At 70.9% G+C, this 23949-nt stretch carries 20 protein-coding genes; 17 read left to right on the top strand and 3 right to left on the bottom strand.

All coding sequences use genetic code 11. The annotated features are described in order from the left end of the window. The first annotated feature begins 67 nt into the window (after nucleotides 1-67). The 15 genes from B7W94_RS12810 to B7W94_RS12745 all read left to right on the top strand — a co-directional run bounded on the left by B7W94_RS12810 (nucleotide 68) and on the right by B7W94_RS12745 (nucleotide 18417). Entirely contained in the window at nucleotides 68-1057 is a 990-nt protein-coding gene (locus B7W94_RS12810) for an ATP-grasp domain-containing protein (protein ID WP_085606880.1), read from the top strand. Next, nucleotides 1054-1767, top strand: a complete 714-nt coding sequence (locus tag B7W94_RS12805; protein WP_025103739.1) for a PHP domain-containing protein — start codon at nucleotides 1054-1056, stop codon at nucleotides 1765-1767. Before B7W94_RS12810 ends, B7W94_RS12805 begins: the two co-directional genes overlap by 4 nt. Beyond that, the gene (locus B7W94_RS12800) at nucleotides 1767-3254 is read left to right on the top strand and encodes a glycosyltransferase family 2 protein (protein ID WP_025103740.1); all 1488 of its coding nucleotides are present in this window, start codon (nucleotides 1767-1769) and stop codon (nucleotides 3252-3254) included. Before B7W94_RS12805 ends, B7W94_RS12800 begins: the two co-directional genes overlap by 1 nt. Continuing rightward, nucleotides 3251-3394 carry a hypothetical protein gene (locus B7W94_RS18135; RefSeq protein WP_157524008.1) on the top strand — a complete coding sequence of 48 codons (144 nt, stop codon included), beginning with the start codon at nucleotides 3251-3253 and terminating at the stop codon, nucleotides 3392-3394. Before B7W94_RS12800 ends, B7W94_RS18135 begins: the two co-directional genes overlap by 4 nt. Beyond that, a complete protein-coding gene (locus tag B7W94_RS12795; RefSeq protein WP_025103741.1) occupies nucleotides 3391-3738 on the top strand; it encodes a response regulator in 348 nt (115 codons plus the stop codon). Before B7W94_RS18135 ends, B7W94_RS12795 begins: the two co-directional genes overlap by 4 nt. Next, complete coding sequence (locus tag B7W94_RS12790; protein ID WP_085606878.1) at nucleotides 3735-5555, top strand: sensor histidine kinase; 1821 nt, start codon at nucleotides 3735-3737, stop codon at nucleotides 5553-5555. Before B7W94_RS12795 ends, B7W94_RS12790 begins: the two co-directional genes overlap by 4 nt. A 33-nt stretch (nucleotides 5556-5588) precedes the next feature. Beyond that, nucleotides 5589-5834, top strand: a complete 246-nt coding sequence (locus tag B7W94_RS12785) for an AbrB/MazE/SpoVT family DNA-binding domain-containing protein (RefSeq protein ID WP_025103743.1) — start codon at nucleotides 5589-5591, stop codon at nucleotides 5832-5834. Next, nucleotides 5831-6196 (top strand): type II toxin-antitoxin system VapC family toxin, encoded by a 366-nt coding sequence (locus B7W94_RS12780; protein WP_025103744.1) that lies wholly within the window; start codon nucleotides 5831-5833, stop codon nucleotides 6194-6196. Before B7W94_RS12785 ends, B7W94_RS12780 begins: the two co-directional genes overlap by 4 nt. An 80-nt stretch (nucleotides 6197-6276) precedes the next feature. Next, nucleotides 6277-7965 carry an ABC-F family ATP-binding cassette domain-containing protein gene (locus B7W94_RS12775; protein ID WP_025103745.1) on the top strand — a complete coding sequence of 563 codons (1689 nt, stop codon included), beginning with the start codon at nucleotides 6277-6279 and terminating at the stop codon, nucleotides 7963-7965. A gap of 45 nt (nucleotides 7966-8010) precedes the next feature. Next, nucleotides 8011-9126 (top strand): GuaB3 family IMP dehydrogenase-related protein, encoded by a 1116-nt coding sequence (locus tag B7W94_RS12770; protein ID WP_025103746.1) that lies wholly within the window; start codon nucleotides 8011-8013, stop codon nucleotides 9124-9126. Between the two features lie 57 nt (nucleotides 9127-9183). Continuing rightward, nucleotides 9184-9942: an SURF1 family protein gene (locus B7W94_RS12765; protein WP_085606918.1), complete on the top strand. Its 759-nt coding sequence runs from the start codon at nucleotides 9184-9186 to the stop codon at nucleotides 9940-9942. 241 nt (nucleotides 9943-10183) lie between these two features. Further along, on the top strand, nucleotides 10184-14824 hold the full coding sequence (locus B7W94_RS12760; protein ID WP_085606876.1) for an ExeM/NucH family extracellular endonuclease: 4641 nt from the start codon (nucleotides 10184-10186) through the stop codon (nucleotides 14822-14824). 103 nt (nucleotides 14825-14927) lie between these two features. Then, nucleotides 14928-15440 carry a DUF3817 domain-containing protein gene (locus B7W94_RS12755; protein WP_062635876.1) on the top strand — a complete coding sequence of 171 codons (513 nt, stop codon included), beginning with the start codon at nucleotides 14928-14930 and terminating at the stop codon, nucleotides 15438-15440. Then, the gene (gene guaA, locus B7W94_RS12750; RefSeq protein ID WP_085606874.1) at nucleotides 15437-17023 is read left to right on the top strand and encodes a glutamine-hydrolyzing GMP synthase; all 1587 of its coding nucleotides are present in this window, start codon (nucleotides 15437-15439) and stop codon (nucleotides 17021-17023) included. The genes B7W94_RS12755 and guaA overlap by 4 nt, the downstream gene beginning before the upstream one ends. A gap of 8 nt (nucleotides 17024-17031) precedes the next feature. Beyond that, nucleotides 17032-18417: a glycosyltransferase gene (locus tag B7W94_RS12745; RefSeq protein ID WP_139833322.1), complete on the top strand. Its 1386-nt coding sequence runs from the start codon at nucleotides 17032-17034 to the stop codon at nucleotides 18415-18417. A gap of 60 nt (nucleotides 18418-18477) precedes the next feature. On the opposite strand, the gene B7W94_RS12740 is transcribed toward B7W94_RS12745, so the two are convergent. Then, nucleotides 18478-20568 carry a glycoside hydrolase family 10 protein gene (locus tag B7W94_RS12740; RefSeq protein ID WP_085606870.1) on the bottom strand — a complete coding sequence of 697 codons (2091 nt, stop codon included), beginning with the start codon at nucleotides 20566-20568 and terminating at the stop codon, nucleotides 18478-18480. A gap of 183 nt (nucleotides 20569-20751) precedes the next feature. On the opposite strand from B7W94_RS12740, the gene B7W94_RS12735 reads away from it, so the two are divergent. Both B7W94_RS12735 and B7W94_RS12730 read left to right on the top strand, forming a co-directional pair. Continuing rightward, entirely contained in the window at nucleotides 20752-21180 is a 429-nt protein-coding gene (locus B7W94_RS12735) for a YciI family protein (RefSeq protein ID WP_085606868.1), read from the top strand. Nucleotides 21181-21193: 13 nt separating this feature from the next. Beyond that, nucleotides 21194-22495, top strand: a complete 1302-nt coding sequence (locus B7W94_RS12730) for an RNA polymerase sigma factor (protein WP_085606866.1) — start codon at nucleotides 21194-21196, stop codon at nucleotides 22493-22495. A 96-nt stretch (nucleotides 22496-22591) separates the two neighbouring features. Here the strand turns inward: B7W94_RS12730 and B7W94_RS12725 are convergent, their stop codons facing one another. Beyond that, on the bottom strand, nucleotides 22592-22864 hold the full coding sequence (locus B7W94_RS12725; RefSeq protein WP_025103755.1) for a GlsB/YeaQ/YmgE family stress response membrane protein: 273 nt from the start codon (nucleotides 22862-22864) through the stop codon (nucleotides 22592-22594). 159 nt (nucleotides 22865-23023) lie between these two features. Beyond that, on the bottom strand, nucleotides 23024-23944 hold the full coding sequence (locus B7W94_RS12720; RefSeq protein WP_025103756.1) for a Bax inhibitor-1/YccA family protein: 921 nt from the start codon (nucleotides 23942-23944) through the stop codon (nucleotides 23024-23026). Between the last annotated feature and the right edge of the window lie 5 nt (nucleotides 23945-23949).

Below are 23949 nucleotides of genomic sequence, written 5' to 3'. Positions count from 1 at the left end.
GCAGTTAGGTCGTGCGCGAGACCGCCGAGTTCATCGGCGCCCATGAACTGACCCGACGGGAGAGCTGATGACGAAGCGCGTACTGGTCACCGGAGCCGGGGGCCCCGCCGGAGTCGCGGTGATCCGCTCCCTGCTGCGCCGGTCCGATCTGACGGTCTTCGCGGCCGACATGGACGGCTGGGCGAGCGGCATCTACCTCGTCCCGCCGGCGCAGCGTCGTCTGGTTCCCCCGGGGCGGGACGCGGACTTCGTGCCGGCGATCGCGCGGATGGTCGCCGAGGACGGTCTCGACCTCGTGGTCTCCACCGTCGACGTGGAGCTGATCGCGCTCGCGGACCGCCGGGACGAGCTGGCCCCCGCGGTCCTCGCCGCGCCGCCCGCCGACACGCTGCACACCGCCCTCGACAAGCTCGCCCTCGCGGCGCGCTGCGCGCCGACCGGTCGTGTGCCGCGCACCGTGCTCGCCGGCCCGGATGCCGCGGAGGTCGCGTGGGAGTTCCCCGTGTTCGCCAAGCCCCGGCAGGGGGCGGGCAGCCGCGGCGTGCGCCTCGTCCCCGACGCGGAGGCGCTCGCCGCCCTCCCCACGGATGAGGGGCTGATCGTGCAGGACTTCCTCCCCGGCGAGGAGTACTCGGTCGATGTGATCGCCGACGCCTCCGGTGGCGTGGTCGCGGCGGTGCCGCGCACCCGTGCCCGGGTGGACTCCGGGGTCGCGATCGCCGGCCGCACCCTCCGCGACCCCGAGCTCGAGGAGACCGCCGCCGCCATCGCGCGGGCGATCGGCCTCGTCGGCGTCGCCAACGTGCAGCTCCGCCGCGACCGGGACGGGCGGGCCGTGCTGCTCGAGGTCAACCCGCGCTTCCCCGGGGCGCTCCCGCTGACGATCGCCGCCGGGGTCGACATCCCGTCGCTCGTCGCCGATCTCTTCCTCGGCCGGGAGATCCCGGTGCAGGTGCCCTTCCGTGAGGTCGCCTCCGTGCGCTTCCTGGAGGACGTGATCGTCGAGGTCGACGACGTGCTCGTGTCGGCGCACGCCGGTCACCAGGAGGAGCTGTGAGTCATCCCGCCCTGCGCGGAGACCACCACGTCCACTCCACGTTCTCCGACGACGCGGTCTCCACCCTGGAGGAGAACGTCGCCGCGGCTGCGGCCGTCGGTCTCGACACCGTCCGTCTCGTCGACCACGTGCGGCAGGGCACGACCTGGGTGCCGGAGTACCTCGCCGCCGTCCGCGGCCTGTCCGTCCCGGACGGGCTGACCGTGCTCACCGGAGTGGAGGCGAAGATCCTCGACGCCTCGGGCGCGCTCGACATCCCGGCGCTTCCGGCGGGCATCGACCGGATCCTCATCGCCGATCATCAGTTCCCCGGCGTGGACGGGCCGCTCGGACCCACCGCGGTCCGCGAGCGCATCGCCGCGGGCTGGGCGCCGGCCGACGTCCTCGACCAGTTCGTGGACGCCGTCATCGCCACCATGCGCCGCCATCCGGGCAACCAGCTCGCGCACTGCTTCTCGATCCTGCCGAAGATCGGCCTCGCGGAGGAGGAGCTCGGGGGCGAGCGCCTCGACGCGTGGGCGCGAGCCGCCGCCGAGACGGACACGCTCGTCGAGGTCAACGAGAAATGGGTGTGCCCCGGGGCGGAGGCGCTGAACGCCCTGGAGCGCGCGGGCGCCGGCATCGTGGCCTCCACCGACAGCCACGTGGCCGCAGACGTCGGCCGGTATTCCCGCATCGTCCCGCTGCTCACCGGGACGGAAGGACGCTGATGCCCGAACTGACCTGGATCGAGACGGTCGTCGTCGTCATCCTCCTCCTCTGCGTGCTGATCGGCACGCTGCCGGTCGTCAACACCGGTCTGCAGTTCCTCATGCTGCCGCTGCACGCCTTCCGCAATCACTACGGCAAGGCCGCCCCGTACCACCCGAACGTGGCCGTGGTCATCCCGGCATGGAACGAGGGCCTCGTCATCGGCCCCGCGATCGAGCGGCTGCTCCAGCTCGAGTACCCCGCCGAGCGCCTCCGTGTCTTCGTCGTCGACGACGCCTCCACGGACGACACCCCGGCCATCGTGCAGCAGAAGGCGGCGACCTATCCGGGGCGGGTCGTCCACCTGCGACGCGAGAAGGGTGGCGAAGGCAAGGCGCACACGCTGAACCACGGCCTCGACGTCGTGCTCGCCGACCCGTGGACCGAGGCGGTGCTCATCATGGACGCCGACGTGATCTTCGCGCGCAACTCCCTGCGCAAGCTCACCCGGCACCTCGCGGACGAGGAGGTCGGGGCCGTCACGGCCTACATCGCGGAGGGCAGCAGGGACCGCAACTACCTCACCCGGTTCATCGCGATCGAGTACGTCATCGGCCAGCTCTCGGCACGGCGCACGCAGAACGTCGGGGGAGCGATCGCTTGCCTCGCCGGGGGCGCCCAGCTGCATTCCCGCGCGAACCTCGAGGCGATCGGCGGACGCATCCCGACGGGCACGCTCGCCGAGGACACCATGACGACCTTCGAGAGTCAGCTCCACGGCCGCCGGATGGTGTTCGAACCGCACGCCGTGGTGCTCGCCGAGGAGCCGCGGACGATCGACAGTCTCTGGAAGCAGCGGCTGCGCTGGGCGCGCGGCAACGTGCAGCTCACCTCGATCTACAAGAAGCTCTGGTTCCGTCCGAGTCGCGACCACAACCTGGGCAGCATCCCCTTCGGGCTGGCCTGGTTCACGATCCTGCTGATGCCGGCGCTCCTGCTCCTCGCCGCCACCGCGATGATCGTCCTCCTGCTCCTGCACAGCGACGTCGCGGAGTTCGTGTTCCGGTTCATGTGGATCGCCGCGGCGGCCATCTACATCTTCTCGATGCTCTACTCCGTCCAGCTCGATCCGCGCATCGGGCGGCAGTCCTGGCGCGAGGCGATCATGTTCCCAGGGCTCGGGGCGCTGATCCTCATGGCCCTGGCGCTGTTCCCCTGGGCCCTGGACGGTCTGATCGGCGCGGCGGGGCAGGAGTCGACGGAGCAGACGCGGGTGCTGTGGCTGATGGCGTTCGCCCTCTGGGGGCCGGTGTCGATGCTCGGCATCTGGCTCGCGCGGGCGGTCGAGCCGCTTCCGGCCGGACGCTTCTTCGCGGGCCTGCTGCTCTACGTCTGCGGGTACGGATCGCTGCTGTGCGCGATCACCGCCGACTCGTACCTCAAGGAGTGGCGTCGCGCGGACGCCTCCTGGATCAAGACCGAGAAGATCGGACGGGTCGACTCATGACCGACGCACCATCGCACGACGCCGAGGTGGAGGAGATCGCGGCCGACGCCCGGAAGGAGCGCCGCCTCATCCCGCAGGCGCTCATCTCCCTCGCCGTCGTGGTCGTGATCGTCGTCGTCCGAGAGCTGCTCCTGCGATGACCGGACGGCCGCTCGCCCTGGTCGTCGAGGACGCTCCGGATCAGGCGACCCTCCTGGGGCGGTACCTCGACCGGGAGGGCTTCGACGTGTTCGTCGCGCCCGATGCGGAGTCTGCCATCGCCGCCTTCCCGGACATCGACCCCCAGGTCGCCGTCCTGGACCTGCTGCTGCCCGGCATCTCCGGGCAGGCCTGCTGCCGCCTGATCCACGAACGCTATCCGGAGTGCTTCCTCATCGTCAGCTCGGTGCTGGATGTCGCGGAGTACCCGCCGGCGGACGCGGCCCTGCCGAAGCCGATCACCGGGGCCGACCTCCATCGCGCCGTGGAACGGGTTCCGCGATGAGGGCGACACCGCTGGAGCGCGCCGAGAACCGCTGGTACCGGGTCGTCGACAACCCGAACCCGATCATCAAGCAGGTCCCGACGCTCGTCGCCGCGGCGATCGCGGGCGTGATGACCTGGGCCATCCCCAGCCTGCCGTTCACCGATCTCACCCTCGCCCTCGCCGGCCTCGCGATCGTCCTCGTCGCGACGCTCCACGCCGGAGTGCTCAGCGCGTTGCACATCCGGGAGGGCTGGATCGTGCTCCTGGTCCCGATGGTCGACATCCTGGGACTGGGGCTCTTCCGCGCGGGGACGGGAGGGGCGGCCTCGCTCTTCAGCGCGCTCGTGCTGCTCCCCGTGATCTGGATCGCGGCGGCGCCCGGCATCCGCTGGGTCTTCGTCGTCGGCGCGTTCACGTCGCTCGCGCTCCTGATCCCCTACGTCATCGAACCGCCGACGAACGCGGTCGTGTGGCTCCGCGGCGTCGTCGGTCCTCTCGTCTTCGCGGCCGTCGCGGCCGTGGTGAACGAGCTCTCCCGGCAACAGCGCCTGCGGGTGCAGCAGGCGGAGGAGCTCGTCACGGAGCGGACCAAGGCGCTGTCCGAGAACGTCTCGATGATCGTGCAGCTGCGGCAGAAGGAGCACGAGTACCGCGTGCTGCTCGACTCGTTCGAGGGCCTGTGGGCGTCGATCACCGCGCAGGCCGTGATCGGCACCGATCGCGAGGGGCGCGTCACGGCCTGGAACCCCGGGGCTGTCCGCCTGCTCGGGCTCTCTCACGACGAGGCTCTCGACGACGTACGTGTCGATCGCTTCTTCTCGTCGTCGGCGTTGACCATGCTGGCCGAGGACACCGCCGCACGCGAGGGGGTCGCGCGCGCACCGCGCGTGCCCGGTGCGCCCGACGAGCGCGCGGACGTGCCGGAGGGCCTCTGCGAGCTCTTCGCCCAGGCGGACGCGGGGAACACGGTCGACGGCGACATCGAGGTCAAGACCGCGGGCGGCACGACGGTACCCGCCCGGGTGACCGTGACGCCGCACAAGGATCCGTCCGGCGCGCAGCAGGGCTACCTGTTCGTGCTCACCGATGAGACGAGAGCCGTCGAGGTCGCGCGCATGAAGGACGAGTTCGTGGGGATGATCTCCCATGAGCTGCGGACGCCGCTGAGCGCGATCATCGGCTTCCTCGACCTGCTGCAGAACGATCCGGGTCAGCCGCTGACGGAGGACCAGCAGGAGTTCGTCGGCATCATCGAGCGCAACGCGAAACGCCTGCTGAACCTCGTCGGCGACCTGCTCTTCACGGCGCAGGTGGAGTCGGGGCGCTTCCCCCTGGAACGGGACGAGGCGGACGTCGCGGCGCTCGTGCGTACGGCCGTGGCCTCGGCGGGGCCGCACGCGCAGCGCGAGGGGATCGAGCTGGACCTGCAGGTCGGGGACGAGCCGATCCCGCTGCTCGTCGATCCCGGACGCCTCGGGCAGGCGGTGGACAACCTCCTCTCGAACGCCATCAAGTTCACCCCGCGCGGGGGTCGGGTGACGGCCGCCGTGCGTCGCCTCGACGGCGGGGTGCAGGTCGCCATCGCCGACACCGGGGTCGGGATCCCGCAGGACGAGCAGCGCATGCTCTTCACCCGGTTCTTCCGGGCCTCGACGGCCACCCGCAACGCCGTGCCGGGGGTGGGGCTGGGGCTCACGATCACGCGGGCGATCGTGCTGGCCCACGGCGGGTCCATGGACGTGACCAGCGAGGAGGGGGTGGGCACCGAGTTCCGGTTCTTCCTCCCGGCGGCTCCCAAGACCGAGGTGCTGCAGACCCTCAGCCGCGCGGACTGACCACGCGAGGACGGGCAGTGGTATCGTGGGTTGATGGATACCACCTTCGTCGCTCCGATGGGAGACCGCGGCCGTCTGGTGATTCCGGCTGAGCTGCGCGCGCGGCAGCACTGGGATCAGGGCGTTCCCCTCCTGATGATCGAAGCGGAGGGCGGCGTCGTCCTCCTCACTCGCGAACAGGCGAAGGCGCTCATCCGCAGTCAGCTCGAGGGGCAGAGCGTCCTGGAGGCTCTGCTCGCCGAGCGCCGCGCGGCCGCTGCGCAGGACGACGCGGCGTGACGGTCCTCGACGCGTCGGCTGTGCTGGCATTCCTTCAGGACGAGCCCGGTGCCGCCCGCGTGGAGCAGGCTCTCGATGGCGGCGTCATCGGTGCGGCGAACTGGTCGGAGGTGGCCCAGAAGGTGCGCGCCGCCGGGGCCGACTGGGGCATCGCCTCCGGACTCCTCCTCAGCTATCGTCTGACGATCGAGCCCGTCTCGCATCGCGACGCGGAAAGGGCGGCAGCGCTCTGGGCCCGGGGCACCGGGCTCTCTCTCGGAGACCGGTTGTGCCTGGCGCTCGCCGAACGGATGGACGCGGCGGTGCTGACCGCGGACCGGGCATGGGGCGACGGCGGGCGCATCGAGCAGCTACGACCGTAGCTCGTCCCGGTCGTCGCGAAGCCCCGCGGACTGATAGCCTGGTCGGCTCGCTGTCCGCGGGCGGAAGGACGGCCACGCCTGTGGGGTACATCGACGCATCCGGAGTCTCGCTGACGCTTCCCGATGGCAGACCGCTTCTCGACGAGGTGTCGTTCCGTGTCGGGGCGGGCTCGACGAGTGCTCTCATCGGACCGAACGGTGCCGGGAAGACGACGCTGCTGCGGATCATCCGCGGCGAGCAGCCGGCCGACGACGGGGTCGTGACCATCGACGGCGGCCTCGGCGTCATGGACCAGTTCGTCGGACACGGCGAGCCGGGCCAGACCGTGCACGAGCTGCTCGTGCGGGTGGCTCCCACCCGCCTCCGTGCCGCCGCGGAGGCGCTGGAGGCCGCGGAGAACGCCCTCATCGACCGCGACGAGCACGACACCCAGATGGCCTACGCCTCCGCGATCGCCGAGTACGCGGATGCCGGCGGCTACGAGCACGAGACCGTGTGGGACCAGTGCACCGTGGCGGCGCTCGGCGTGCCGTTCGAGCGGGCGCGCTACCGCGAGCTCACCTCCCTCTCCGGCGGCGAGCAGAAGCGGCTCGCCCTGGAAGCGCTGCTGCGCGGCCCGGACGAGGTGCTCCTGCTCGACGAGCCGGACAACTACCTCGACGTGCCGACCAAGCGATGGCTCGAGGAGCGGCTGCGCGCCACCGACAAGACCGTGCTGCTGGTCTCGCACGACCGCGAGCTCCTCGCCAGGGCCGCCGATCGTCTGATCACGCTGGAGCCCGGCGCGGCGGGGTCGACCGCCTGGGTGCACGGCGGGAGCTTCGCCACCTATAACCAGGCGCGCACCGATCGGATGGACCGGCTCGACGAGCTGCGCCGACGGTGGGACGAGCAGCACGAGAAGCTCCGCGTCCTCGTCGCGAACCTCAAGGTCAAGGCGTCCGCGAACGACGGCTTCGCGTCCCGCTACCAGGCGGCGCAGACGCGGCTGCGGAAGTTCGAGGAGGCGGGCCCGCCCGAGGAGCGGCCCCCGGCGCAGGAGTTCGACATGCGCCTCCGCGGCGCCAGGACCGGCAAGCGGGCCGTCGTCGCGGACCGGCTGGAGCTGACCGGCCTCATGCGTCCGTTCGACACCGAGATCTGGTACGGCGACCGCCTCGGCGTGCTCGGCTCCAACGGCTCGGGCAAGTCGCACTTCCTGCGGCTGCTGGCCTGCGGCGGCACCGACCCGGACCCGTCCCTCGGGCACGTGACCGCGGTCGCGGAGGAGCTCCGTCCCGTCGCGCACACGGGGCGTGCGGTGCTGGGCGCCCGCGTGGTGCCGGGGCTCTTCGCGCAGACCCACGCGCATCCGGAGTTCGTCGGCCGCACCCTGCTCGAGATCCTGCACCGCGGGGACGACCTCCGAGACGGGATGCCCCGCGACGCGGCGAGTTCGGCGCTGGACAGATACGGCCTCGTCCGCCAGGCCCAGCAGCCGTTCGAATCGCTCTCCGGCGGACAGCAGGCGCGGTTCCAGGTGCTCCTGCTCGAGCTCTCCGGCGCGACCCTGCTCCTCCTCGACGAGCCCACCGACAACCTCGACCTCGAGTCGGCCGAGGCGCTGGAGGAGGCGCTCGGACGCTTCGAGGGCACCGTGGTGGCGGTCACGCACGACCGGTGGTTCGCGCGCTCCTTCGACCGGTTCCTCGTGTTCGGCACGGACGGCGAGGTCTACGAGTCCGACGAGCCGGTGTGGGACGAGCGGCGGGTGGCGCGTGCGCGCTGACCGCCGCGGAGGCCGCCGGGTGCCGGGTAGGCTGGACGGGTGACCATGGAGATCGAGCTCGGCCGAGGAAAGCGCGCGCGTCGCGCGTACACGTTCGACGACATCGCGGTGGTGCCCTCGCGGCGCACGCGCAACCCGGAGGACGTGTCCACCGCGTGGACGATCGACGCCTTCGGCTTCGAGATCCCGGTGCTCGGTGCGCCGATGGACTCGGTCGTCAGCCCGCGCACCGCGATCATGCTCGGGCAGCTCGGCGGTCTGGGAGTGCTCGACCTGGAGGGGCTCTGGACCCGCTACGAGGACCCAGAGCCGCTGCTCGCCGAGATCGCGGGCCTCGCGGAGGACCGGGCGACCGTGCGCATGCAGGAGCTCTACTCCGAGCCCATCAAGCCCGAGCTCATCACCCGCCGCCTCGCCGAGATCCGGGAGGCGGGCGTCACCGTCGCCGGCTCCCTCACTCCGCAGCGCACGCAGGAGTTCTACGACACCGTCGCCGCGGCCGGGGTCGACCTGTTCGTCATCCGCGGCACGACCGTCTCCGCGGAGCACGTGTCGAGCGTGGCGGAGCCGCTGAACCTCAAGAAGTTCATCTACGATCTCGACGTTCCGGTGATCGTGGGCGGAGCGGCGACCTACACCGCGGCGCTCCACCTCATGCGCACCGGCGCGGCCGGCGTGCTCGTGGGCTTCGGCGGCGGTGCGGCGTCCACCACCCGTGCCACTCTCGGCATCCACGCCCCCATGGCGACCGCGGTGTCGGATGTGGCGGCCGCGCGTCGGGACTACCTCGACGAGTCCGGCGGGCGCTACGTGCACGTGATCGCCGACGGCGGCGTCGGCACCTCGGGCGACATCGTGAAGGCGCTCGCCATGGGCGCCGACGCGGTCATGCTCGGTGTCGCCCTGGCCCGTGCCACGGACGCCCCCGGACAGGGGTTCCACTGGGGTCCCGAGGCACACCACCCCAAGCTCCCGCGCGGACGACGCGTCGAGGTGGGCGGCATCGGAACGCTGGAGGAGATCCTCTACGGCCCCGCCCCGGTCGCCGACGGCACCGCGAACCTCATCGGCGCGCTGCGCAAGTCGATGGCCACCACCGGATACTCCGACCTCAAGGAGTTCCAGCGGGTGGAGGTCGTGCTGGCTCCGTACGAGGCCTGAGGTCTCCGCATCACCGTGACCGCACCTGCTCCCTTCCCGCCGACCCTCCGTGAGGTCATGCTGCGGGGACGCTGGATCGCGATGCTGCTGCTGTGCCTGGTCGTCGCCGGCGTGTTCGCCTGGCTCGGCCAGTGGCAGCTGGAGCGGGCGATCGAGACCGATCCTCCGGCGCCGGGGGCGACCGAGCAGGTCCGACCGCTCGACGAGGTCGTGGAGCCGGGGGAGTACCTGCCCGAGCCCCTCGTCGGACAGCGCGTGGAGACCGAGGGCGTCTGGATCCCCGGAGACTTCCTCGTCGTGGGCAGCCGCTTCAACGACGGCGCCGAGGGGTACTGGGTCACCGGTCAGCTCCGCGTCGACGAGCGCGTCTCGCTGGCGGTGGCGATCGGCTGGGCGCCGGATCGCGAGGCCGCCGATGCCGCGGTGGAGCGCCTCGAAGCCGAGGCGGACGGCGGCGTGGTCCCCGTCGCGGGTCGCATCATCTCGGATGAGGGGCCGGCGGTGCCTCCGCGCTCGGATCCGGAGCAGATGGACCGGATGTCGCCGGCCGCTCTCCTGAGCCGCTGGCACGACACCGAGCAGCTCGACGTCTACCGTCCCTACCTGACCGCCACGACCGCGACCGCGGGACTCGTGGACATCGCCTCCCCGGCGCCCGACGAGCAGTCGCCGGTCAACTGGCTCAACGTGTTCTACGCCGCCGAGTGGGTCATCTTCGCCGGCTTCGCGTTCTACCTCTGGTACCGCCTGGCGAAGGACGCCTGGGAGCGCGAGGTGGAGGAGTTCGACGAGGCGCAGGGCTCCGCGGCTCCCTGACACCCGCTGCGCATCCGCGCGTCGGATGCTGCGCTTCTGCGCGTCGGGTCGGCCCGGTGTGAACCTTCGTCAGGGGGTGTCGCGGCCATTCGGTGAGCGCTCGGTGACCAATGGGAAAACTCCGTTGAGGATGTCTGAACCGCTCCGTATGCTCGCTCCATGTGCGCACGCTGGGAGTTCCCGATGTGTGCGATGACAGCGTCCTGAGCAGCGCCGGAACACGATCGAGGAGACAGCACCGATGATGTCCGCTCCTGAGCACGGGGAGACCCTGACCCCCGTCTCGCACCGCAGAATCCGAGGGCGCGTGGGCGCTCTCGCCGCGACGTGCGTCGCCGCCCTGAGCCTCGGCTCGCTGGTGGCCGCGCCCGCGTCGGCGAACACCGACGGCACCGGGGTGGTGATCAACGAGGCGTATCTGTCCGGCGGCAGCGCCGGGGCGGCGTTCACGAACAAGTTCGTGGAGCTGTACAACCCGACGACGGCGCCCGTCACCCTGGACGGCCTGTCCCTGCAGTACCGCTCCGCGACCGGGACCGGCGCCTTCAACGGCGTCGCACCGCTGAAGGGGACGATCCCCGCGGGCGGCTACTTCCTCGTGCAGGGGAACAGCAACGGCACCAACGGCGCCGCCCTCCCGACCCCCGACGCCACGACGACGCTGAGCCCGAGCGGCACCAACGGCACGCTGGCCCTCGTCGAGGGCACCGCGGCGGTCACCCTGACTCCCGGCTCGACGGTCGGCGTCGACGGCGTGATCGACCTCCTCGGCTACGGCACCTCGAACACCTTCGAGACGGCGGCCGCCGCCGCCCCCACGAGCAACACCGACGTCCGGTCGCTGAACCGCACGGACGGCGCGGACGCGGACGACAACAAGACGGACTTCGCGCTGTCGGCGACCATCACCCCGCAGAACTCCGGCGGCACCGATCCCGGCACCGACCCGGGCGAGGAGCCGGAGACGGAGCCCACGACCGCCACGATCGCCGAGGTCCAGGGCACCGGCGACGTCTCGCCGCTGGCCGGACAGCGCGTCCGCGTCGAGGGCGTCGTCACCGCCGATCATCGGACGGGCGGCTACAAGGGCATCGTGATCCAGACGCAGGGCTCGGGCGGCGAGACCGACGCGACTCCCGGCGCCTCGGATGGCGTGTTCGTCTTCCTGAACGCGCTCGCGCCCACGCTCGAGATCGGCGACCTCGTCTCGGTGACCGGCACCGTGAGCGAGTACTACGGCCAGACCCAGATCGCTCCCGCCGCGGTGGCCGACGTCTCCGTCGTCACCGCCGGTGTGGGCGTGCCGGCCCTCACGCCGCTCCCGGACACCGTGCGCGGTGCCGACCGCGAGCAGTACGAGAACATGTACGTCGCCCCGACCGGCACCTACCGGCTCGCGTCGAGCCACCAGCTGTACAACTACGGGGCGCTGTGGCTGAACGCCGGCGACGACCTCAACGTCAAGAGCACCGAGACCACGCGTCCCGGGGCCGACGCGGCCGCCATCGCGGCCGAGAACCGCGCCAACCGCATCCTGCTCGACGACGCCTGGTCCATCCAGGTGACCAACAACGGCCACCCGGGCCAGCAGCCGTACTTCACGGAGGACACGGTGGTCCGCAACGGCGACACCGTCGACTTCGGGTCCAACGGCTACGTGCTCCAGTGGGGCTTCGACGACTGGCGCCTGCAGCCTGTCGTCCCGATCGACGACGCCTCCCCGGCGGAGCGCAAGGTCACCTTCGAGCCGACGAACCCGCGCCCCGAGAAGGCCCCCGAGGTGGGCGGCGACGCGCAGGTGGCGTCGTTCAACGTCTACAACTACTTCACGACGCTGAAGAGCGAGAACGCGGACGCCCGCGGTGCGGCGAACGCCGCCCAGTTCGCGATCCAGAAGTCCAAGATCGTCTCGGCCATCAACGGCCTCGACGCGGAGATCGTGGCGCTGATGGAGATCGAGAACTCGGTCAAGCTCGGCAAGCCCGTCGACACCGCCCTGAAGGACCTCGTCGCCGGCCTCAACGTCGACGCGGGCGCGGACGTGTGGGACTACGTGCGCACGCCCAAGGCGCTGCAGGACCCGGCGACGACGGACTACATCACCAACGCGATCATCTTCAAGAAGGACGCCGTCAGCACGGTGGGCGACAGCGCCACCGTCACCGACGAGTCGGTGTGGGGCAACGCCCGCGAGCCGATCGCGCAGGCATTCGACATCGACGGCCGCGTCGTCACCGTCGTCGCCAACCACCTGAAGTCGAAGTCCCCGCCGCAGGGTGCCGGCGCGGAGCCGGCCGACGGCCAGGGGTTCTTCAACGCCGACCGGGTGAAGCAGGCGCAGGCCATCCTCGCCTTCACGGATGAGCTGACCGAGAGCAGCGGCAGCAGCGACATGCTGCTGATCGGCGACTTCAACGCCTATGGGCAGGAAGACCCGATCGACGTGTTCACCTCGCAGGGGTGGAGCGACGTGGCCGCCGACAAGGCCGCAGGGCAGTACACGTACACGTTCGACGGGGAGCTCGGCTCGCTCGACCACGTGATCGCCTCGCCGTCGCTCGTCTCCTCGATCACGGGCGCCGGTGTGTGGGGCATCAACTCGCCGGAGTGGAGCGACCGCGGCTACGCGTTCGGCGCCACCGAGGAGGGCACCCCGTACCGGTCCAGCGACCACGACCCGATCCTCGTCGGCGTCTCCTCGGAGGTCCCGCCGGTGAACATCGACGTCGTGACGGTGAACGACTTCCACGGCCGTATCGAGGCCGACGGGGCCGCGGCCGGCGCCGCCGTGCTCGCGGGGGCGGTGCAGCAGTTCCGTGCGGCGAACCCGAACACGATCTTCGCCGGAGCCGGCGACCTCATCGGTGCGTCGACGTTCACCTCCTTCATCAACGACGACAACCCGACCATCGACGCGCTCAACGCCGCCGGCCTGGACGTGAGCGCCGCGGGCAACCACGAGTTCGATCAGGGCTGGGAAGACCTGCGCGACCGGGTGCAGGAGCGCGCGGACTGGGAGTACATCTCCTCGAACGTGTTCCTCACGGAGACCGGTGAGCCCGCGCTCGCCCCGGCCTGGGTCAAGGAGCTCGACGGCGTGCGCGTCGGCTTCGTGGGCGCCGTCACGGAGGATCTCGACTCGCTCGTCTCGCCCGAAGGCATCGCGGATCTCGAGGTGCGCAGCATCGTCGACTCCGTGAACGCCGTGGCCGACGACCTGCGCGACGGGGACCCGGCCAACGGCGAAGCGGACGTCGTGATCCTGCTCGTGCACGAGGGTGCGGAGAGCACCGCGCTGTCCGCGATCACCGAGGACTCGCCGCTGGGCGAGATCGTCTACGGAGTCGACGACGACGTGGACGCGATCGTCTCGGCGCACACGCACCTCGCCTATAACCACGTCATCGACGGCCGGCCGGTCGTCTCGGCGGGGCAGTACGGCGAGAACCTCGGCCTCATGAACATCCAGGTCGACCCGAAGACGAAGGAGCTGCTCTCGATCACCAACGAGATCAAGCCCCTCACGTCCGCAGGCAAGCCGCTGTACCCGGCGGTGCCGGAGGTGCAGGCCATCGTCGACAAGGCGAAGGCGGAGGCCGACGTGCTGGGAGCGGTCAAGGTGGGCGACATCACCGCCGACTTTAACCGCGCGCGGCAGACCAACGGCTCGGAGAACCGCGGTGGCGAGTCCACCATCGGCAACTTCGTCGCCGACGTGCAGAAGTGGTCCACGGGTGCGGACATCGCTCTCATGAACCCCGGTGGCATCCGTGCCAACCTGACCTACGCGTCGAGCAACCCCGAGGACCCCGACGGCAACGTCACCTATCGGGAGGCGGCGACCGTCCAGCCCTTCGCCAACACGCTCGTCACGCTGACCCTCACCGGCACGCAGCTGAAGGGTGTGCTGGAGGAGCAGTGGCAGCCCGCCGGATCGGCCCGACCGTTCCTCAAGCTCGGCGTCTCCGAGGGTCTGGTCTACACGTACGACCCGACGGCGGCCGCGGGTTCGCGGATCACCTCGATCACGCTGAACGGCACCGCGATCGACCCGAACGGGGAGTACACGGTGGCGGCGAACTCCTTCCTCGCGGCGGGCGGCGACAACTTCGCCACCTTCAAGGAGGGGGCGGGCAAGCGGGACACCGGCAAGATCGACCTCCAGTCGATGGTCGACTGGTTCGATGCGAACAAGACGGCCTCGCCGGACCTCGCCCAGCGTGCGGTCGGTGTGACCGTCAGTCCGGCGGACGCCGACGGCTACCGCGCCGGCGACCAGGTGACGGTCTCGCTCTCCTCGCTGGCGTTCAGCGGTGGTGAGGCGGCGCCGGGAGCGGTCACGCTGTCGCTCGGCGACACCCAGCTCGCGGCCGGCACGGTCGACCCGACCATCGTGGACACCACCGACGAGGGCGGCCGCGCCACCCTCACCTTCACGGTGCCGTCCGGGGTGTTCGGCGAGCAGCAGCTCACGGTCGAGGTCCCGGCGACGGGCACGACGGTGCAGGTGCCGTTCACGATCGCCGGCGAGGAGGAGTTCGCGGGGACCATCGCGCTCGGCTCCTCGAAGGTGGCCGCGGGCAAGAAGCTCGACGTCACCGGCGAGGGCTACCAGCCCGGCGAGACCGTCACGGTGGAGCTCCGGCCGAAGAAGGGCCAGGGCGTCCAGGTGGGCACGGTGCAGGTCCGGCAGGACGGCACCTTCAGCACCTCGGTGACGGTGCCGAAGAACGCCCAGCCCGGCAAGTACACCGTCGCGGTGGCGCAGGCCGACGGGGACGAGGCCACGGCCACCGTCACCGTCAACCGCGCCGGCGGCATCGGCGGGATCATCAAGGACATCGTCGACTGGCTGTGGGACCTCCTGACCGGATGGTTCTGATGCCGATCGGCGGATGACGAGGCGGAGGCCGTCGGGGAGACCCGGCGGCCTCCGTCGTTTCCGCGGGGTCGGGGCGTCGCCCGCCGCCGACTAGACTGGGGGCATGCCCGAACCGAAAGTCGCCAGCTTTCCGGCGATCCGCGGTGCGCTGAAGTTCTACCAGATCGCGTCGATCATCACGGGAGTCATGCTGCTCCTGCTGCTCGCCGAGATGGTGCTGAAGTACACGCCGATCCACCTCGAGCTCTTCGCCGGAGGATCGGGCGGCCCGCTCTGGTTCGCTGGCGTCATCGCGGGGCCGGACTGCCAGTGGTGGTCGCTGTTCGCGCCGTGGACGAACTCGTGCGAGATGACCTCCCTCGGGGACGGCTTCAACATCTCGCTGTTCATCCTCGTCGCCCACGGCTGGTTCTACGTCGTCTACCTCTTCGCGTGCTTCCGCATGTGGAGCCTGATGCGCTGGCCGTTCCGCCGGTTCATCCTCCTCGCCCTCGGCGGCGTCATCCCGCTGCTGTCGTTCTTCATGGAGGCGATCGTCGCCCGTGAAGTCAAGACCTATCTCGCCACCCGGGAGGCCGCCGAGGCCTCCGCGATCGCCCCGGAAGGTGTCCGTTGACCGAACAGTCCGAGACCCAGCAGCGCCCCGCGCTCGTCGTCGACTTCGGCGCCCAGTACGCGCAGCTCATCGCCCGCCGCGTCCGCGAGGCCGGCGTCTACAGCGAGATCGTGCCGCACACCGCCACGGCCGAGGAGATCGCCGCCAAGAACCCCGTCGCGATCATCCTCTCCGGCGGACCTTCGTCGGTGTACGAGGAGGGCGCGCCGAAGCTCGACCCGTCGGTCTTCGACCTCGGCGTCCCCACGCTCGGCATCTGCTACGGCTTCCAGTACATGGCCCAGACCCTCGGCGGCGAGGTCGCGCACACCGGCCTCCGCGAGTACGGCGCCACGGATGCCGTCATCTCCGGTGACGGCGGCACGCTGCTCAGCGGGCAGCCGACCGAGCAGAACGTGTGGATGAGCCATGGCGACCAGGTCGCGAAGGCACCGGAGGGCTTCGAGGTGCTCGCGACGACGGAGGCCACGAAGGTCGCCGCCTTCGCGAACGAGGAGCGCGGCTTCTACGGCGTGCAGTGGCACCCGGAGGTCAAGCACTCGGATCACGGTCAGCGCGTGCTCGAGAACTTCCTCCACAAGGGCGCGGGCCTCGCGTCCGACTGGAACCCCGACAACGTGATCGCCGAGCAGATCGAGAGCATCCGCGAGCAGGTCGGCGACGCCCGGGTCATCTCCGCGCTGTCCGGCGGCGTGGACTCCGCCGTCTCGACCGCTCTCGTGCACAAGGCCATCGGCGACCAGCTCACGGCCGTCTTCGTCGACCACGGTCTCCTCCGCAAGGGCGAGCGCGAGCAGGTCGAGAAGGACTACGTCGAGTCCACCGGTGTGCGGCTCATCACGGTCGACGCCGCGGAGACCTTCCTCGGTCACCTCCAGGGCGTGACCGACCCCGAGGAGAAGCGCAAGATCATCGGCCGCGAGTTCATCCGCGCGTTCGAGAAGGTGCAGCTCGACCTCGTGGAGGAGGCGAAGGCCGACGGCGGCGCCCCGGTGAAGTTCCTCGTGCAGGGCACGCTCTACCCGGACGTGGTGGAGTCGGGCGGCGGTGCGGGCACCGCCAACATCAAGTCGCACCACAACGTGGGCGGTCTTCCGGACGACCTCGACTTCGAGCTCATCGAGCCGCTGCGGGCCCTGTTCAAGGACGAGGTCCGCGCGATCGGCCGCGAGCTCGGCATCCCCGAGGCGATCGTCGGGCGCCAGCCGTTTCCGGGGCCCGGTCTCGGCATCCGGATCATCGGTGAGGTCACCGCTGACCGCCTCGAGATCCTGCGTGAGGCCGACGCCATCGCCCGCGAGGAGCTGACCAAGGCCGGGCTCGACCAGGAGATCTGGCAGTGCCCGGTCGTGCTCCTCGCCGACGTGCGCTCGGTGGGCGTGCAGGGCGACGGCCGCACCTACGGCCACCCGATCGTGCTGCGTCCGGTCTCCAGCGAGGACGCGATGACCGCCGACTGGACCCGTCTGCCGTACGACGTGCTCTCGAAGATCTCGAACCGGATCACCAACGGTGTCCGCGACGTCAACCGGGTGGTGCTGGACGTCACGTCGAAGCCGCCGGGGACGATCGAGTGGGAGTAGGGGGCGCGATGCCCCCGGTCTCGGCACCGGTCCTCCCGGACGCCGAGTACCTGGTGCTGTCCAGCCGTCTGATCCCCGGGCTGGACGGCGGGTACACGATCGCGACACTCGCGCGAGCCCGGCTGCTCGCCGGAGCGGGCGCCGGCGAGGGCCGGGGTCCGCAGCTGCTGACCTTCGATCCGGGGACGATCGCCGATCACGCCGAGCATCGCCGCGTGTTCGCCGACCGCGGCGCGCTTGCGGACCCGGATCGTCTGCGGAACCTCTTCGACGAGGCCGTCGCCCCGGAGGGCGGAGCCGCCGCCTGGCTGCGAGACGCGGCTGATGACGCGGTGACGGCCGACCCCGACGTGGAGTACCGGGTGCTCGCGGACCCGGAGGGTCGTCCCTTCGTGGCCCTCCCGGTGATCCCCGGCGACCCGGACTGGCACCTCACGGACGAGCCCGTCCTCGTCCACGACGAGAGCGGTGCGGTCGTCGGGGCGCTGCACGGCTTCCGCGGGCTCTACGGTGCCTGGCTCGACCACCTCGCGGCGGCGCTGGGCGACCGGCCGATCGTCGTGATCTGCGAATCCCGTCAGCTCGGCGAACTGGTCGCCGACTGGGACGACCCGCGCGTGCGCATCCTGCACCCCATCCACACCATGCACGTCGAGGCTCCCTACACGCCGGACGCACCCATGAACACGCTCTGGACGCGGTGGTTCCGCCTGGCCGACCGCTTCGACGCGGTGATCTGGCCGACGGCCACGCAGCGCGACGACGTGGTGGCGCGATTCGGCTCCTCCGCGAACCACGTCGTGGTGCCGAACCCCATCGAGCCCGTGGAACGTCGGGAGAGTCTGCGCGAGGACGGCCTCGTCGTCGTGCTGGGCCGACTCGCGGCGGGCAAGCGCGTCGACCACGCGATCCGCGCCTTCCTGGCGGCGGACGTGCCGGGCACCCGGATGGAGATCTGGGGCACGGGTGCGGAGGAGCAGCGGCTGGCGGCGCTGATCGCCGAGCTCGACGGCGCCGACCGCGTGCGGCTCTGCGGGTACACCGCCGATCCGGCGACCGTGCTCGATCGTGCGTCCGTCCTGGTGACCTCGACCGCGTTCGAGGGACAGCCGCTCGGCGTGGTCGAGGCGCTGCTGCACGGCACCCCTGTGGTGTCGTACGACGTGCGGTACGGCATCCGCGATGTGCTCGGCGCCGGCGGAGGTGTGCTCGTGCCCGCCGGTGACGTCACGGCGCTGGGGGAGGCGCTGCGGGACCTCCTGACCGATCCGGACCGGCTCGCGGCGCTCCGCGCGGAGGCGCCGCTCGTCGCGGCGGCGTGGAGCCCGGCGCGCTCCGTGGAGGCGCTGACCGCGACGATCGCCGCGGCCGTCCGCGCTCCCTCGCGGCGCTGACCGTCCGCGACCCGGTCGACCGCCGGAGAGTCGCGGACGACGCCCCGGCGGTCGACGGTCCTATCGCGTGCGCCGCCGGAAGGCGGTCACTCCGACCGTGACGGCGCCGGCGGTCAGCAGCAGTCCGCCCAGGAGCAGCGCCATCATCGGGACATCGCCGCCGGTCGCGGCGAGGTCGCCGCGGTCGCCGCGCGACGCGCCGCCGACGGGAGAGGCGGCGGCGTCATCGTCACCCCCGGAGTCCGGGTCCTCCGGCGTGCCGGGATCGGTGGGATCCGTCGGAGTTCCCGGATCGGTGGGATCCACCGGCTCGTCCACCGCGACAGCCACCGGCGCGCTCTCGACGGCGGCCGCGTCCAGCGCGGTCACCACCCAGGTCTCCGTCGCGGCGCGCGCGGCGGCCGGGGCCTCGTCGGCGGGGAGGGGGAAGCGGAACGACGCCGCACCGCCTGCCCAGACCGTGTCGACCAGCGCGCCCGGGGTGGTGACGATCTGCGCCGGATCGCCGGTACCGCGATAGATCGCATACTGGCGGGCCTCCCGCGCGTCGCCGGCCTGCCAGCGGAGCTCGCCGTCGACGACCTCGGGGGCCACCGGGGCGGCCACCTGTCCGTCCGAGAGCCAGGGCTTGGCCGGAACGAGCGTGGGGTGGGCGAAGGCCTCGCCCTCGAGGAGCTCGATCGCGGTGTTCTTCGCCTCGTGCTTGGGCTGCTGATCCGCGGGCAGAGCGGCCAGGTCGCTCGGCTTCATGTCGTTGTAGCTGAACAGGACGCTGCCCTCGATGCCGTCGAGCTTCTGGTTGTACCGGATCTGATTCGGCACCTCTTCCGGATTCATCCAGGCCTGCTCCCAGCCGCCGTTGTTGACGTGCTTGTAGAGCGCATGCCCCACGTAGACCTGGGTGCGGCTGCCGGCGGCCACGTCGCTCCACCACTGCGCCAGCTCCCCGTACGGGGCGGCCGCCTGATCGAAGCTCCAGTAGATCTGCGGCACGATGTAGTCGATCAGCTCGTCCTGCACCCACCCGCGGGTGTCGGCGAAGACCGCCTGACTGTACGTCTGCGACGAGCTCGTCGGCGTGTGGGATCCGGCCGGGTCGAGCGCCTCGTGCTCCCAGATCCCGAACGGGCTGATACCGAGCTGCACGGCGGTGCCGCGGGCCGCGTTGCCGGCGTCGATCGCGTCGCCGACGAGGGTGATCAGACCCGTGATGTTGTCGCGCCGCCACGCCTCGATGCCGGCGACGGTGTCGGGATAGCCCGCCGTGAGGCCGAACTCCTCGAACGTCGCCCGGTCCTCGCCCTGCGCGCCGAAGAACACGTTCTGACCGTCGACGGTGATCCGGTACGGGTAGAAGTAGTCGTCGAAGTGGATGGCGTCGACGTCGTAGTTCTCCGTGATCTCGGCGACGGTGGCCGCGACGTACGCGGGGACCTCGGGCTGGCCGGGGTCGAGGAACAGCTTCTCCTCGAAAGACAGGACCCAGTCGGGGTGCTGCACGGCGAAGTTGTCGTCGGCGAGGATGCCGGCGTCGTTCAGTGCCGCGATGTACTGCGGGATGGAGAGTGCCTTCACCTGGTCCGCGGTGAGGCCGAGGGCGGTGAGGATCCCCGGCGAGGTCATCTTCGCGTTGGTCACGCGATAGGGGTTCAGCCACGCGTGGAACTCCATGCCGCGGGCATGGGTGGCCTCGACCATGCGCTGCAGCGGGTCATAGCCGGGATCGGCGCCCTGGGCGCCGGTGAGGAACTCGGACCACGGGTTGAGCGCCGACGGGTAGTAGGCGTCCAGCAGCGGACGCACCTGGAAGATCACGGCGTTCATGTTCCAGGAGGCGAAGTCGTCGAGCACCGTCGCGTAGCGGGCGTCGAAGTCCGCCGCGTCGGCGGGTTTGCCGAAGTTCAGGTTGCCGATCGTCCCGACCCAGGCGCTGGAGAAGCGGCGGTTCTCCGGCGTCAGCGTCGTGGGGATGGCGACCTGCTCGCCGGATCCCGGATAGGTGTGCACGGGCTCCGTGCCGTAGCCGTAGGTGCCGGAGGCGTCCTTGACGTACCGGGTCAGCGGCTCCTCGTCGGGGGCCGCTCCGGCGGTCGTGGGGAGCGCCAGCAGGAGCAGGGCGGCCGCGGCGGTGGCGGCGATGCGTCTCTTCATCGAGTCCTCGTTCGATCTGGAAAAGAATTTCCACTGAAAGGGGTTGAACTGAAACTCTATGCCGATGTGGCTCTCGGCAGAAGACCGGGAGGAATTTTCGCCCCGATGTCGATCTCCGCCGTTCCCGTTCGACGTCTGTGATGAGAGGGTCGAGGAACGGCCCTTCGGAACAAGGAGAACATCATGAAGTTCATGCTCATCATGCGCGCGACCGACGACGCGGTGGCGGTCTATCAGGAGATGCCCTTCGAGCAGGTCATCGAGGCCATGGGCCGCTACAACGAGTCGATGATGAAGGCGGGCGTCCTCGTCGCCGGGGAAGGCCTGACCGACGCGGCGGAGGGCTTCGTCGTCGACTTCAGCGCCGAGAAGCCGCTCATCACGGACGGCCCCTACGGGGAGACGAAGGAGCTCTTCAACGGCTTCTGGATCATCGAGGTCTCCTCGCGTGAGGAGGCCGCGGAATGGGCGAGCCGGGCGCCGCTCGGACCGGGATCGTTCCTCGAGGTGCGCCGGGTGACCGGCCCGGAGGACTTCCCGGCCGACAACGAGTGGATCGAGAAGGAGGCGGGCTGGCGGGAGGAGCAGGCCCGCCGCGCCGAGCAGGCGTGACCCCCGTCCGCTGATGGACGGCTCCCCGGGCCCCGCGACGACCTCGGCCGCCTCCGCGCAGGAGGCGGCCGAGCGCGCGGTCGCGGCCGTGTGGCGCATCGAGTCCGCGCGCATCGTCGGCGCACTGACGCGGATGGTCGGCGACTTCGGCCTGGCAGAAGATCTCGCGCAGGAGGCCCTGGTCGCCGCGCTGCGGCAATGGCCCGCCGAGGGCGTGCCGCAGAATCCCGCCGCGTGGCTGACGGCCGTGGCGAAGCGGAAGGCGATGGACGGATGGCGCCGCCGCGAGCGGCTGGACGACCGTCTGGCGCTGATCGCGCACGACCTGGAGCAGGAGCAGGAGCAGGCGCAGGGGCATGAGCTGCCGTGGGACCCGGATGCCGTGGACGACGATGTGCTGCGCCTCCTCTTCATCGCGTGCCACCCGGTCCTCTCCCGGGAGGCGCAGGTCGCGCTCACGCTGCGGGTCGTGGGCGGTCTGACGAGTGAGGAGATCGCCCGCGCCTTCCTCATCCCCACGGCGACCGTGCAGCAGCGGATCGTGCGCGCGAAGAAGACGCTGGCGGCCGCGCACGCGCCGTTCGAGGTGCCACCGCGGGAGGAGCATGCGGCGCGGCTCGGCGCGGTCCTCGGGGTGCTCTATCTCATCTTCAACGAAGCGCACGCGGCCAGCAGCGGTCCGGAGTGGATGCGGCCGGAGCTGAGCGACGAGGCCATCCGGCTCGCCAGGGTGCTCGCCGCGCTGCAGCCCCGGGAACCGGAGGTGCACGGCCTGCTCGCGCTCCTGGAGCTCACGGCCGCACGTTTCCCGGCGCGGACCGACCGGAACGGCGACCCGGTGCTGCTCGCCGATCAGGACCGTCGGCGGTGGGACCGCAGCCGCATCGCGCGGGGGAGAGCAGCCCTGGCGCGGGCGGACGGACTCGGCCGCGGACGCGGGCCTTACAGTCTGCAGGCCGCCATCGCCGAATGCCATGCCGTCGCGCCGTCCGTGGAGGAGACCGACTGGGACCGCATCGTCGTCCTCTACGAGGCGCTGGGCCGGCTCACCCCGTCCCCGGTGGTGGAGCTGAACCGCGCGGCCGCCGTGGCCATGGCGACAGGGCCCGCCTCCGCGCTGCGGCTGATAGATGAGTTGGCGGCGTCCGGGGCGCTGCGCGGCTACCACCTGCTCCCGGCCACGCGTGGCGAGCTGCTGCGCCGACTCGGCAGGGAGAGCGAGGCGCGCGGCGAGTTCGCGACCGCCGCGGCACTGGCGGGCAACGACCGCGAGCGCGGACTCCTGGAGCGCAAGGCGCGCGGTGCCGGGAGCTGATCGTCCGCAGCACGAAAAGACCCGCCCCTCACGGATGCTCTCGCAGCCGTGAGGGACGGGCGTGGGTGACGCGGGGCGCGTCGAGTGGGGTCTGCGTCAGTCGTTGACCCGCTGGCCGCGGCCGGCGATGAGACCGTAGATCAGCAGCACGATGATCGAACCGCCGATGGCGAGGAGCCAGGTGCCGAGGTCCCAGAACTCGGTGAGCGGACGGTTGAGGATCAGGCTGCCGAGCCAGCCGCCGAGCAGGGCGCCGACGACGCCGAGCAGCAGGGTGATGAACCATCCGCCGCCCTGCTTGCCGGGCAGGATCAGCTTCGCGATGGCTCCGGCGATGAGGCCGAGAAGAAGAAAGCCGAGAAAACTCATGGTCAGCTCCTTGGGTCAGGAGCCCCGGGGTGCCGGGGCCTCGTGACACCTACTGTGCCCGGCTCCGGATTCGCGTGCCAACCCCTTGCGCGCGGCCTCCCGGATATGGCAAGAGGCCCGCCTCCCCAGGAGACGGGCCTCTCGTCGCGACGGATCGCGTCAGTTGTTGCCGCGGGCGATCGCGATGATCCGGAGGATCTCGACGTACAGCCAGACGACGGTGACCATGATGCCGAAGCCGCCGAGCCAGCCGTACTTGCGGGGAGCGCCGTTGCGCACGCCCTGCTGGATCTGGTCGAAGTCGAGCACCAGCGAGTACGCCGCCATGATCACGACGAGGACGCCGATGATGAGGCCGAGCGGGATGCCCATGATCTCCTGGCTGAACAGCCCGAAGGCGTTGGTGTTGACACCCGTCCACATGAGGACGAGGTTCAGGAGCGAGAAGACCAGGTAGCCGATCATCGCGATCATGAAGATCTTGGTCGCCTTCTTCGAGGCGCGGATCTTGCCGCTCGCGAAGAGGGCGAGGGTCACGCCGACGACCGAGACGGTGGCGAGCGTCGCCTGGAAGACGATGCCGGGCCAGCGGACCTCGAAGAACGCCGAGATGCCGCCGATGAAGAGACCCTCGAAGGCCGCGTAGGCGAAGATCAGTGCGGGGCGGACCTTCTTGCGCGAGGTGAAGGTGATGACCATCGCCAGCACGAAACCGCCGAGCGCCCCGAGGGCCCAGGGCAGCACGTTGACGGCGGCGGGGTTGTACGGGTCGTAGCGCGGCACGTCGAGGCCGCCGAGCGTCAGCACCCAGCCGACGACGGCGGTGACGAGGAGGATGCCGAAGAGGCCGGCGGTCTTCCACACGGTGTCCTCGACGGACATCCGGTCGGTCTCGAGGGCGCCTGCGGCGGGAGCGGCGTACATGCCCTCGAGCTGCGCGTTGGCGGCGGCATCCATCGCGCCGTGCTGGAGCGACGCGGCCTGCGCGCCCTGAGCGCCCTGGGGCGCACCCGGGTAGGTCGCGACGTTGCGCGGGTCCTGCTGCTGGAAAGCAGGATTGTTGAAAGCGAAGTTGCTCATCAGGT

It is taken from the genome of Microbacterium sp. LEMMJ01, from assembly GCF_002114135.1.
Classification (GTDB): domain Bacteria; phylum Actinomycetota; class Actinomycetes; order Actinomycetales; family Microbacteriaceae; genus Microbacterium.
Note: the sequence above shows the minus strand (reverse complement) of the source record. Positions and strands in the feature narration are given on the sequence as shown.